The following is a 12,273-nucleotide window of genomic DNA, read 5'->3' on the forward strand; positions in this document are numbered from 1 at the left end:
GTCTCGAGAGGGGCGATCTGCTTGCCAGGTGGGCGACACGTTCGCGATCCTTGAGGCATACCGGGAGCGACGTGGCGTGAGGTGGGCTACGTTTGCCACCATCGATCTATCCGGCGCGGACCTGCGACCGGCACTCGCGTGAAGGGAACGACATCACCGTGGTAGCGACCACTGAGCCTCAAGATGCGGACCGTCTCGGTTTCGCCTCAGGGCTCGTTGTCCAGGAGTTCGGCTGGGGCGAGGACGTCGACGACGACCTCCGAGAGGCCATCGAGGAGATCACGCAGACCGATCTTGTCGACGAGGACTACGACGACGTCTGCGACGGGGTCATCCTCTGGTGGCGCGAAGACGACGGTGACCTCACCGACGCCCTCGTCGACGTCCAGACCGTCCTCGACGACGGCGGGATCATCTGGATCTTCACGCCCAAGCCCGGACGCGAGGGCCACGTGGGTCACAGCGACATCCAGGAAGCCGGCACCACGGCAGGCCTGCACGCCACGACCACCTTCGCGATCGCACCCGACTGGGCGGCGACCAAGCTCGCCACCCGCGGCCGCGGCAAGTGAACCAGACGACCAGCACGGAAGACGTCGCAGCCCCCGTCGTCGGTGACCTCGCTCCCGACTTCGAGCTGAAGGACACGCACGGCACCCCCGTGCGCCTCAGCGCACTGCGCGGCACACCCGTGCTGGTCGTGTTCTACCCCTTCGCCTTCTCGGGCATCTGCACAGGAGAGCTGTGCGAGCTCCGCGACAACCTGTCGTCTCTCGAGACGGCCGGGGTGCGGCTGCTCGCGATCTCCTGCGACGCGATGTACTCGCTCAAGGCGTGGTCCGAGCAGGAGGGCTTCGGCTTCGACCTGCTGTCGGACTTCTGGCCGCACGGGGAGGCCGCCCGGGCGTACGGCGTCTTCGACGCGGAGCGCGGGCGATCGGTGCGGGGGAGCTTCCTCGTCGACGCCGAGGGTGTCGTGCGGTGGGCTGTCGTCAACGGCAGCGGGGAGCGACGGGATCTCTCGGGGTATCTCGATGCTGTCGCGGCGCTCTGACGGCACCGAGGCGGTGCTGCTCGGCTGCTGCGACGCCTCAGTCGGTCCGGCATCGCCAGTCGGGTGACGAGAGGTACTGATCGTCGTACGGGTGGTGGCTGCCGCAGAGCCGTCCGACCAGGTAGTGTGTCGACCGCTCGTTCAAGGGCCTGTAGCTCAGCTGGTTAGAGCGCCACGCTTACACCGTGGATGTCGGGGGTTCGAGTCCCTCCGGGCCCACCATCACGTCGTGCTCGATCCACTGGCCTGCTCCGAACGTCCGGAAGTCGCCCTTGGTGATGTCGGCACAGAAGCCGAGGACCGCTGGACCGCCGACGAACCGGACGTGTCCGGAGTGGCCTTCGCCGCCGGAGGACGTCACGAGGCTCTCACTGAGCTCCAGGATGTCAATCGCTCACTGCGCTTGTGGTGATCGTGCCGGAGAAGAGCTGCCGAGCCCTGGTCTGCCGACGTACAATATCCTGTACCCAGGAGGTGCTCGTGAAGACCATGACCTACTCGCACTCCCGTGCGCACTACGCAGAGACTCTCGACGCGGTCCTCGACGACCGGGAGGAGGTCGTCATCACCAGGGCTGGGCGTGAGCCCGTGGTGATCGTGTCCTTGGCGGACTACGAGTCGCTCAAGGAGACCGCGTACCTCCTGCAGAACCCGGCGAACGCGCGGCGGTTGCTGTCGTCGATCGAGAGGCTCGAGTCAGGCCAGGGGGCCGAGGGCGAGCTGCTCGAGTGAGGTACGTGTGGGACCAGGACGCCTGGTCCGACTACCTCTACTGGCAAGGTCAGGACCGACGCGTCCTCCGGCGGATCAACGATCTGCTCCGGGACATCGCCCGCGGTGCCGCGGACGACTCCCCGAATGTCGGCATCGGCAAGCCCGAAGCCCTCAAGCACGGGCTGCACGGCTACTGGTCGCGACGCATCACGGACGAGCACCGGCTCGTCTACAAGGTGGTCGGAGACGAGATACGTGTCGCCGCATGCCGGTTCCACTACTCCTCCTGACAGTCTCGACCCACCGCGTGCCGGACGGCGGCGGTGCTGCCGGGAACTCCTCGACGAGGTCTTGACCCCGTAGCTCGCGGACGTGACGGGCTGTCTCTCTACGGTCGATCGGATCGAGTCGCCAGTCTCGATCAGAGAGACGTGCCGGTTGAGCGCTGTCGACGAACCCGGATAGTGTTCATCGTTGAACACGGCGACGACGCCCTGGCTCTCTCTGCTCTGACCTGCGGCACCATCTGGTGCGGTCGACTCGGGTGGTCGTCGCTGACGCCGACCTCTGAGGAGCGCCCGTGACCCGTCACGACACCGTCAGCCTGCCGACCGGGACCGTTCCCGCGAGGTTCCGCCCGCCGATCGGAGCTTCCGATGCCGCTTCGGTGAGTCTCGACGGGTCATGGCGCTTCCGGCTCTTCCCGTCGGCGGAGACTGGTGCGGACCCGGCGGACCGTGGCGACGGATGGGACACCATCGAGGTCCCCGGACACTGGCAGCTCGCCGGTGCGCCGGACGCCTGGCCCTACGGCACCCCGGCGTACAGCAACGTGCTCTACCCCTTCCCGGTCGAGCCGCCCTTCGTCCCGGACGCCAACCCGACGGGGGAGTACCGCCGCACCTTCGAGCTCCCCGAGCGGTGGGCGACCGGCGGGCGCGCCTACCTGCGCTTCGAGGGTGTCGACTCGTGGTTCAAGGTGTCGCTCAACGGGACCGTCATCGCCACCTCCCACGGCTCCCGACTTCCCACCGAGATCGACATCACCGACGTCGCCGTCCCGGGCGAGAACCTGCTCGCGGTGCGCGTGACCCAGTGGTCGGCGCTCAGCTATGTCGAGGACCAAGACCAGTGGTGGCTGTCGGGGATCTTCCGTAGCGTCACGCTCGAACACCGTCCCGAGGCTGGTGTCGCGCACGCCCGCGTGCTCGCAGGCTTCGACCCCCTGACCGGCACGGGTTCGTTGACGGTCGACGTCGAGGGACCGACCGGCGCACGCGTCACCGTGCCCGAGCTCGGGATCGACGTCGCTGCGGGGGAGGCCGCCACGGCGAGCGTCGAGCCGTGGAGCGCCGAGCGCCCGCGACTCTACGACGTCATCGTCACAGCACCGGGGGAGACCATCACGCTCCGCGCCGGCTTCCGCACCGTGTCGATCGAGGACGGCGTCTTCCTCGTCAACGGCGCCCCCGTGAAGCTCCGCGGCGTCAACCGTCACGAGTTCGACCCGCTGCGCGGACGGGCTGTGACACCCGAGCGCATGCTCGAGGACGTGCTCCTCATGAAGCGCCACAACGTCAACGCGGTCCGCACCAGCCACTACCCGCCGCACCCGCACTTCCTCGACCTCTGCGACGAGCACGGGCTCTACGTCGTCGACGAGAACGACCTCGAGACCCACGGCTTCATCGACGGCGGATGGACCGGTAACCCCGTGGACGACCCCGCGTGGGAAGAGGTCCTCGTCGACCGCGTGACCCGCACGGTGCGCCGAGACGCCCACCACCCGAGCATCATCCTGTGGTCCCTCGGCAACGAGGCCGGCAGCGGTCGCAACGTCAGCGCCATGACGGCTGCGGTGCGCGCCCTCGACCCGACCCGCCCGGTCCACTACGAGGGCGACTGGTCCTCGGACGACGTCGACGTCTACTCCCGCATGTACGCCACGAGCGAGGAGACCGAGCTCATCGGGCAGGGTATCGAGGCGCCGCTCGCCCGCGCCGAGGCCGACGCGCGCCGACGGCAGATGCCCTTCCTGCAGTGCGAGTACGCGCACGCCATGGGCAACGGGCCGGGTGGCCTGAGCGACTATGACGCGATCTTCGACCGCTACCCGCGCCTCATGGGCGGGTTCATCTGGGAATGGATCGACCACGGCCTCACGCGCCGCGACGCCGACGGCACAGAGTTCGCGGCCTACGGCGGGGACTTCGGCGAGGCCTTCCACGACGGCACCTTCATCGCCGACGGTCTGGTGCTGCCCGACCGCACACCCGCACCGTCGCTGATCGAGGTGGCTGCGGTCTTCGCGCCCGTCCGGATCGACGAGGTCCCGGGTGGTGACGCGCTGCTCGTCCGGAACCGCTACGCCTTCCGGGACACCTCGCACCTGACCTTCGAGTGGACGCTGCACCACGGCGACGACGTCCTCGCGTCGGGCACCCTCGACGACCTGCGGCTCGCGCCGGGTGAGGAGACGCGCGTCCGCCCACCGACCGACCTGCCGCTGCCGACCGAAGACCACACACCGACGTGGTGGACCCTGCGAGCCGTGCAGCACACGGCCGACGCGCTCGACGAGCCGTGGTTCGACGACGCGGCCGGACCCTTCGTCGTCTCGACCGGGCAGGTCACGGTGACCCCGGCCGTCGCCCAGCCCGTCGCGACAGGTCGAGCGCACCAGGCAGCCGACGGAACCGTGACCGTCGGGCACGCGCGCTTCGACGCGCGTGGCACCCTCCTGGAGCTGCACGGTCGTCCGGTCGCCGAGCTGCGCGTCGACGCGTGGCGGGCACCGACCGACAACGACCGCCGCGAGGGCAGCTGGACCGATCTCTCCGACGAGAGCGTCTGGAAGGAGAGCGGGCTGCACCTTCTCGCCGAGCGGAAGATCTCCGCCGAGATCACCGACGACGGTGCGTTTGTCGTCACCGCCCGGACTGCGGGACCGCGGACGCGCAACGGCTTCCGGACCGTCTACACCTGGCGTCCCGTCACGCCCAGCGCTGAGGGGCCCGACGGAGCCGACGGCTCTGGCAACGTCGACCTCCACGTGTCGATCGTCCCGGAGGGGCGCTGGGGCCAGAGCATCGCCCGCCTCGGTGTGCTGCTCGTCCTCGACGAGCCCGGGGCCGAAGACGTCGAGGTCCGGTGGCACGGCCTCGGGCCTGAGGAGTCCTACGCCGACTCGCGCCTGGCCGCGGTCGGCGGGTCCTACGAGCACACGGTCCGCGAGCTGCAGACGCGGTACACGCACCCGCAGGAGAACGGCGCGCGGCGTGGCGTCACGCATGCGGCGCTGCTGTTCCCCGACGGCTCTGACCTCACGCTCGACGCGAGCCCGAGCCGGGTCGGAGGGCAGAGCGTGGCCGGGGTCGAGCTGTCGCTGCGCCCATGGTCGGACACCGCCCTCGACGCAGCCGCGCACCCGCACGACCTGGTCCCGGACGGGAAGCTCTGGGTCCACCTCGACGCCGCCCAGCACGGACTCGGCAGCGCGGCCTGCGGGCCAGGTGTGCTGCCGAACGCGCGGCTGCGTGCGACGACGGCTGAGGTGTCCGTGCGGTTCGTGTCGCGACAGGGCTGAGGACCCAGCTCCACCACCCCGCACCACAGGCCGGACGGTCGCCCCGCGCGACTGTCCGGCCTCATAGGATCAGGACATCCCCGCCACAAGGAGAACTCTGCGATGAAGCACACCTGGCGCTGGTTCGGGCCCACCGACCCGATCACCCTGGCCGAGGTCCGGCAGACCGGCGCGACGGGCATCGTCACCGCCTTGCACCACCTGCCCAACGGGGCGGTGTGGCCCGTCGAGGAGATCCGGGCCCGCCAGCAGGAGATCGAGGCAGCGGGGCTCACCTGGTCTGTCGTCGAGAGCGTGCCCGTCCACGAGGACATCAAGACAGGCGGCCCGCGCCGCGACGAGGCCGTCGCCGCGTACCAGCAGTCGCTGCGCAACCTCGCGGCCTGCGGGCTCGACACGGTCTGCTACAACTTCATGCCCGTCCTCGACTGGACCCGCACCGAGCTCGCCTTCCCGATGCCCGACGGCGCCCTCGCGCTGCGCTTCGACGCGACGGCGCTCGCGGCCTTCGAGCTCTTCGAGCTGCGCCGTCCCGGCGCGGAGGCCGACTACACCGACGCCCAGCTGGAACGAGCCTCTGCGCTGCACGCCTCCCTCGACGCCGAGGCGCGAGCCCGACTGCAGGCGACGATCCTCGCCGGGCTCCCCGGGGCTGAAGAGCACTACGACCTCGTGCGGTTCCGTGAGGCGCTCGCCACCTACGACGACGTGCCGGCCGAACGGCTGCGCACCCACCTCGCGGAGTTCTTGCAGGCCGTCGTCCCCGTCGCCGAAGAGGTCGGCGTCCGGATGGCCATCCACCCGGACGACCCGCCCCGGCCGATGTTCGGGCTGCCGCGCGTGGTCTCGACCGCTGACGACGCCCAGCAGGTGCTCGACGCTGCGCCCTCGCCGAGCGACGGGTTGACGATGTGCGTCGGGTCGTACGGGTCCCGTGCGGACAACGACGTCTCTGCGATGACGACGCGCTTCGCCGAGGACATCCACTTCGCGCACCTGCGCAGCGTGCTGCTCGACCCGGACGGGTCCTTCACCGAGGCGCCGCACCTCGACGGTGACGCCGACATGGTCGACATCATCACCACCCTGGTGGTCGAGGAAGAGCGGCGCGGCGAGCAGATCCCGATGCGGCCCGACCACGGTCACGTGCTGCTCGACGACGCGACGCGCGTGACCAACCCGGGCTACTCGCTCGTCGGTCGGCTCCGCGGCCTCGCCGAGCTGCGCGGGGTCGAGCGCGCGGTCCGCCGGTCGCTCGGGCTGGCCTGAGCCGTGCCCGCGGTCCCTCCGGTACCCGCGACAGCATCGGGGCACGACGGCGACGAGGACACGCTCGCGCCGCGCCTCAGTTCCTGACGTTCCAGGCGCGCTCAGGCCTCCGGGATCTCGAGGTGGTACCTCTCGAGCGTCATCGTGGCGGGGTCTGGACCGCCGCGCACGCCGGTGTCGAGTGCGTCGATCGAGGCCAGCTCTGCTGCGGTGAGCTCGATGCCGGTGACTGAGAAGTTCTCGGTGATGCGGTGCGGCGTGACCGACTTGGGGATCGCCGAGCGACCCTGCTGCAGGTGCCACGCGAGCATCACCTGGGCCGGGGTCACGCCGTGCGCCTCGGCGACGGCGGTGATGGCCGGGTCGTCGAGGGTGCTGCGGCGCTGCTCGCCCCAGCCTGGGTAGAAGGTGATCCCACCGATCGGTGACCACGCCTGGGTGAGGATCCCGTGCTTCTCGCCGAGAGCGCGGACCTCGGGCTGGCTGAAGTACGGGTGCACCTCGATCTGGTTGACGGCCGGGACGACCGTCGTCGCCTCGAGGAGGGCCGTGAGGTCTCGCTCCATGAAGTTGCTGACGCCGATCGCCCGGACCTTGCCGGCCTCGAGCAGCGTCTCCAGAGACTTGTAGGCCTCGAGCGTCAGGTCGAACCGGGTGGTGAGCGGCTGGTGCAGGATCAGCAGGTCGATCTGGTCGAGCCCCAGCTTGCCCGCGCTCTTGTCGAAGGCGTGCAGCGTCGCGTCGGTGCCGTAGTCGCTGATCCAGACCTTCGTCTCGACGAACACGTCCTCGCGAGCCAGGCCGGACTGACGGACCGCCTCGCCGACCTCGCGCTCGTTGCCGTAGCCAGCAGCCGTGTCGACGTGGCGGTACCCGGTCTCGAGCGCGGTCTGGACCGCGGTGCGCGTCTCGTCAGGAGACGTCTGGAAGACGCCGTAGCCCAGGGCGGGCATGGTGACGCCGTTGTTGAGGGTCAGCGTGGGGATGGGTGTCTGTGCCATGCCTCCCAACCTAGGCACAGTCTGTGCAGCCCGGGAGGGGCTGCTGGTACCCCTGTCAGCACCCGTCGCTACGATGACGACCATGGTCAGTGTCGCCGACAAGCCCGTGCTCGATGTCACCGTCGAGCAGTGGGAGCAGTACCTCGCCGGGTCGCCCGATCCCGGCGGAGTGCGCCTGAAGCTGCGGAAGAAGACGTCCAAGGCCGTCGGCATGACCTGGTCCGAGGCGCTCGACGTGGCGCTCTGCTATGGGTGGATCGACGGCCAGGCGCAGCGCCTCGACGACAACTTCATGCTCAACGTGTTCACCCCGCGCCGCAAGAACAGCCCGTGGTCGCAGATCAACCGCGAGCACGTAGCGCGGCTGATCGAGGAGGGGCGCATGCAGCCCGGTGGCCTTGCCGAGATCGCCCGGGCTCAGGCTGACGGTCGCTGGGATGCCGCGTACCGACAGAAGGACGCGGTCGCGCCTGCCGACCTGCTCGCGGCCCTCGCAACGAACCCCGCCGCGGCGGCCTTCATCGAGGGCCTCACCAAGGTCGAGAAGTTCCGCATCTACTTCCGGCTCAGCGGGATTAAGACGCCAGCGGTCCGCGCGGCGCGCATCCAGGACGTCGTCGAGAAGGCGGCGCGCGGGGAGAAGCACTACACCTGACGGAGGGCGGACCAGGCTCGGTCGAGCTCGTCTTGGAGCGACGATCCCTCGGAGTCCAGCCACCGCCGCAGGGCGAGGTCGAAAGCGAGCGCGGCGACCTTCGAGGTCACGTGCGCCTCTGCCGCCGGTACCTCTCGGGCCACGAGTCCCTGCTCGATCGCGGCCGCGAGGTGGTCGAGCTTGAGGAGCTCGCGCTCGCGCAGGTGCTCGTCGGTCTGGATGATCGCGTCTCGTCGGCTGATCGGCGCATGCCACTGCTCGAGCTCGACCGCAGCCCGGCTCAGCCCCTGCTCGACGAGCTGACTGCTGCCCAGGCCTGCGGGAAGGGCGTCGAGGATCGTGCGCACCGCGGTCGGGAGCTCCCGGTCGCGTAGGAACACGACCTCCCGCTTCTCGGAGAAGTGCCGGAAGAACGTCCGGGTCGTCAGCCCGGCGCGCTCGGCGATCTGCGGGACCGTCGTCTCTGCGTATCCGTGCTCGGCGAACAAGGCCATGGCGGCTTCTTCGAGGACGAGGGCGGCGTCGGGTGACCATCGGGGCATGGCTCCATGATGACACGGAGTGACATCGGACCTAGAGTGATGTCACACCGTGTCATCACCAATCTCTGGAGCCCCCATGATCAGCAACTCCGCCGCGTGGATCGAGGCTCCCTTCGCCGACCTGGTCGTCCGGCCGTCACCGGTCCCCACTCCGGGCCCTGGTCAGGTGGTGGTCCAGGTGCGTGCCGTCGCGGTCAACCCGCTCGACGCCATCATCCAGTCCAACGGTCGCCTCATGTACAGGTGGCTCGACTACCCGGTGGTGCTGGGTGAAGACGTCGCGGGGGTGGTCGTGGCCGTGGGTGAAGGGGTGCACCGGTTCGCCGCCGGAGACCGGCTGGTCGCCTACGCGACGGGTCTGGAGAAGGGACGCGACCACGTGTCCGGCGGAGGGTTCCAGCACCTCGTGGCTGTCGACGAGGCGCTCGCGGCACCGATACCGGACCACGTCGCCTTCGAGGATGCCGTGGTGCTGCCGCTCGCACTGTCCACGGCTGCGGCTGCACTCTTCGAGACGTCGCAGCTGGGTCTCGACCACACCCGGCTCGACGACATCCGGCTCGACCAGGACCGGACCGCCGACGACGAGGTCGTCGTGGTGTGGGGCGGGTCCACGAGCGTGGGCGGCAACGCCGTCCAGCTCGCCCGCGCTGCCGGGTACCGAGTGATCACCACAGCCTCGCCGCAGCACCACGGGACGATGCAAACGCTCGGAGCGGAGGCCGTCTTCGACTACCGCGCCGACGACGTCGTCGCGTCGGTCGTCGCTGCGACCCGCGGAGCACGTGTGGTGGGCGTCGTGGCGATCGCCGTGGGCTCGGCCGAGCCCTGCGTCGAGATCGCTGCGAAGACCGGCGCCCGGCGGGTCGCGCTGACCAGCCCGTCGGTGTCCTTCTACGACCAGCCTCGCCGCCCCGGTCTCGCCTGGTCGCGGGTGAGCCTGATGGCTCGCCTGGTCTGGTCGAACGTCGCGCTCCAGGCCCGCTGCCTGCGGCACGGTGTGCGGGCGCGGTTCGTCTGGGGGAGCGCGATCGCGACCAGCGACGTCGGACCCTCCGTCTGGTCCCGCTATCTCCCGCGCGCTCTCGCCGAGGGCCGGCACCAGCTGCTTCCTCGGCCGCAGGTGGTCGGGACGGATCTAGGTGCTCTGCAGGGCGCGCTCGACACGCTGCGTGGTGGGGTCTCTGCTCAGAAGCTCGTGGTGTCCCTCCCAGAGATGAGTGGCCCCCTGGGCGATACGACGCAGGTGCCCTGACCGGCGCACAGGAGTGCTGAGAGTGCTGGGTGGGGAGGGCTCGGTGCACTACGGAGCAGCTCGTCCCTCCCACCTGTTGAACAGGTCGGGGGTAGTGGCTAGCATGGCTTGTCGCGGGTACTCCGCGCCACGATCCCTCAGGAGACAGACTGTGACACTCGGGTGGAACGACCCCGCTCACCGCGCCGCTGACCTCGGTCACGCGAGCCCGCTGACGGAGTCCACCTGCTGTCTGCCCTGCTGCTGTTGTTGACCCTCGGCTGAGTCTCACCTCGCGTCGTCGCCAGCGCTCCTGCGCCACCCTCGACGCCTGCTCGCCGTCGCCGCACCCCGAGTCGAGTCCGCGCTCGCCCGTGCCGCCCTCGCGTCGCCCCTGACCTGAACAGTCCGGTCCGGCGCGTCCCACGCATCGTCTGCGCCCTCTGGCGTGCCCGCCTCCACGACGTCGGCTCCCGTCGTCCTGGCTGCGCCACGATGCCCGCCAGCCTGCTTGCCTGCCACCATCCGAAAGGCTCCACGTGACCAGCTCGACCACGACGGAACAGACCCCGTCGACCCGCAGGCGCCGCCTGCGTGCCCCCTCCTTCAGCGTCCAGATCATCGGCTCGCTCGTGCTCGGAGTCCTGCTCGGCTGGTGGGCCCTGTCCATGGGCACCGTCGACGACGGCACACCCGAGGGCGGCGCCAACTGGTTGACGACAACCCTCGACACCATCGGCTCGTCCTTCGTCCTCCTGCTGCGCACCCTCGTGCCGCCGCTCGTGTTCACCGCGATCGTCGCCTCGATCACCAACCTCCGGCACGTCGCCGACGGCGCCCGCCTGGCCGCCAAGACGCTCATGTGGTTCGCGATCACGGCGCTCGTCTCGGTCGCCGTCGGCATCGCGCTCGGCGTCATCATGCGCCCGGGGCAGAACACCACCCTCGACATCGCCGACGGCTCCGAGCCGAGCCGGACCGGTTCATGGCTCGACTTCCTCGACAGCCTGCTGCCGGCGAACTTCCTCGGGCTCGGGGCGAACACCAGCACGCAGGTCGCCGAGAGCGGCAGCGTCACCGCCAGCACCTCGCTGTCCTTCAACGTGCTGCAGATCGTCGTCATGGCGCTCGCCGTCGGTATCGCTGCGCTCAAGGTCGGGCGCAAGGCCGAGCCGTTCCTCACCTTCAACAGGTCGGCCCTCGAGATCATCCAGAAGATCCTCTGGTGGGTCATCCGCCTCGCCCCGCTCGGCACGCTCGGTCTCATCGGCAACGCGATCGCCTCCTACGGCTGGGACCTGCTCGCACCTCTGGGTACCTTCGCTGCGGCGATCTACATCGGTCTCGCGATCGTCCTGCTCGTGCTGTACCCGGTGCTCCTGCGCATCAACGGCCTCCGCGTCCTCAGCTACTTCCGCGGCGCCTGGCCCGCCATCCAGCTGGCCTTCGTCTCTCGCTCGTCGATCGGCACCCTGCCGCTGACGCAGCGCGTCACCGAGCGCAACCTCGGCGTCCCGAGCGCCTACGCGTCCTTCGCCGTGCCGCTCGGTGCGACCACCAAGATGGACGGCTGCGCCTCGATCTACCCGGCGATCTCCGCGATCTTCGTCGCGCAGATCTTCGGCATCGACCTCTCGGTGACCGACTACCTGCTCATCGCCTTCGTCTCCGTGATCGGCTCGGCTGCCACCGCCGGGCTCACCGGCGCGATCGTCATGCTGACCCTGACGCTCTCGACCCTCGGCCTGCCGCTCGCGGGTGTCGGTCTGCTGCTCGCCATCGACCCGATCCTCGACATGGGCCGCACCGCGGTCAACGTCGCGGGCCAGGTGCTGGTGCCCGTCATCGTGGCCAAGCGTGAAGGCATCCTCGACGAAGAGCAGTACCGTGCCGCGACGTCCGAGGACCTGTTCGCGGACGACGACGAGGCCGAGGCCGAGGCCGTCGTCGAGGACGCGCAGGCGGAGTCGCGGACCCCGGTCACTGTCGGTGCGCCGACGGTCACCGGCGCTCCGGTGCCCGAGGGCACCGACGGGGACCGCAGGTCCTGACTGCCGCAGCATAGAGAGCGTCCTGACGGGACACTCGTCGACTGAGCCCGCTCGCACCCGCGCGAGCGGGCTCAGTGCGTCTGGGGGCTGTGAGCTCTCTTCTCGCCAGCGGCGAATCCTCGGAACCAGCAGTGCGTCCGCCGCGCCGACAGCGCGCCCGCTGCTGC

General features: G+C 69.8%; 12 protein-coding genes and 1 tRNA gene. 11 read left to right on the forward strand and 2 right to left on the reverse strand.

The window, feature by feature from the left end; translation table 11 throughout:
- The first annotated feature begins 158 nt into the window (after positions 1-158).
- From HZZ10_RS02835 to uxuA, 8 genes are all read left to right on the forward strand, one after another.
- A complete protein-coding gene (locus tag HZZ10_RS02835; protein WP_056131759.1) occupies positions 159-572 on the forward strand; it encodes a DUF3052 domain-containing protein in 414 nt (137 codons plus the stop codon).
- Positions 569-1,054: a peroxiredoxin gene (locus HZZ10_RS02840; RefSeq protein WP_179912325.1), complete on the forward strand. Its 486-nt coding sequence runs from the start codon at positions 569-571 to the stop codon at positions 1,052-1,054. The genes HZZ10_RS02835 and HZZ10_RS02840 overlap by 4 nt, the downstream gene beginning before the upstream one ends.
- Before the next feature lie 145 nt (positions 1,055-1,199).
- Positions 1,200-1,276 (forward strand) — tRNA-Val (locus HZZ10_RS02845).
- A 7-nt stretch (positions 1,277-1,283) separates the two neighbouring features.
- The gene (locus HZZ10_RS02850) at positions 1,284-1,466 is read left to right on the forward strand and encodes a hypothetical protein (RefSeq protein WP_179912326.1); all 183 of its coding nucleotides are present in this window, start codon (positions 1,284-1,286) and stop codon (positions 1,464-1,466) included.
- Positions 1,467-1,543: 77 nt separating this feature from the next.
- A complete protein-coding gene (locus HZZ10_RS02855; RefSeq protein WP_218928379.1) occupies positions 1,544-1,786 on the forward strand; it encodes a type II toxin-antitoxin system Phd/YefM family antitoxin in 243 nt (80 codons plus the stop codon).
- Positions 1,783-2,058, forward strand: a complete 276-nt coding sequence (locus tag HZZ10_RS02860) for a Txe/YoeB family addiction module toxin (RefSeq protein ID WP_056131764.1) — start codon at positions 1,783-1,785, stop codon at positions 2,056-2,058. The genes HZZ10_RS02855 and HZZ10_RS02860 overlap by 4 nt, the downstream gene beginning before the upstream one ends.
- Positions 2,059-2,348: 290 nt before the next feature.
- Entirely contained in the window at positions 2,349-5,354 is a 3,006-nt protein-coding gene (locus tag HZZ10_RS02865; protein WP_179912327.1) for a glycoside hydrolase family 2 TIM barrel-domain containing protein, read from the forward strand.
- 102 nt (positions 5,355-5,456) lie between these two features.
- A complete protein-coding gene (gene uxuA, locus HZZ10_RS02870) occupies positions 5,457-6,623 on the forward strand; it encodes a mannonate dehydratase (RefSeq protein WP_179912328.1) in 1,167 nt (388 codons plus the stop codon).
- A 101-nt stretch (positions 6,624-6,724) separates the two neighbouring features.
- Here the strand turns inward: uxuA and HZZ10_RS02875 are convergent, their stop codons facing one another.
- Entirely contained in the window at positions 6,725-7,624 is a 900-nt protein-coding gene (locus HZZ10_RS02875) for an aldo/keto reductase (RefSeq protein ID WP_056131773.1), read from the reverse strand.
- Between the two features lie 82 nt (positions 7,625-7,706).
- Between HZZ10_RS02875 and HZZ10_RS02880 the strand changes: the two genes are divergently transcribed.
- Positions 7,707-8,279: a YdeI/OmpD-associated family protein gene (locus HZZ10_RS02880; protein WP_179912329.1), complete on the forward strand. Its 573-nt coding sequence runs from the start codon at positions 7,707-7,709 to the stop codon at positions 8,277-8,279.
- Here the strand turns inward: HZZ10_RS02880 and HZZ10_RS02885 are convergent.
- The gene (locus tag HZZ10_RS02885; protein ID WP_179912330.1) at positions 8,270-8,821 is read right to left on the reverse strand and encodes a TetR/AcrR family transcriptional regulator; all 552 of its coding nucleotides are present in this window, start codon (positions 8,819-8,821) and stop codon (positions 8,270-8,272) included. The two genes, HZZ10_RS02880 and HZZ10_RS02885, sit on opposite strands and share 10 nt — an antisense overlap.
- 76 nt (positions 8,822-8,897) lie before the next feature.
- On the opposite strand from HZZ10_RS02885, the gene HZZ10_RS02890 reads away from it, so the two are divergent.
- Positions 8,898-10,076: an alcohol dehydrogenase catalytic domain-containing protein gene (locus HZZ10_RS02890; protein ID WP_179912331.1), complete on the forward strand. Its 1,179-nt coding sequence runs from the start codon at positions 8,898-8,900 to the stop codon at positions 10,074-10,076.
- Between the two features lie 518 nt (positions 10,077-10,594).
- Positions 10,595-12,106: a dicarboxylate/amino acid:cation symporter gene (locus HZZ10_RS02895; protein WP_056131787.1), complete on the forward strand. Its 1,512-nt coding sequence runs from the start codon at positions 10,595-10,597 to the stop codon at positions 12,104-12,106.
- The last annotated feature ends 167 nt before the right edge of the window (positions 12,107-12,273 follow it).

Source organism: Sanguibacter inulinus, assembly GCF_013415325.1.
GTDB classification, from domain to species: domain Bacteria; phylum Actinomycetota; class Actinomycetes; order Actinomycetales; family Cellulomonadaceae; genus Sanguibacter; species Sanguibacter inulinus.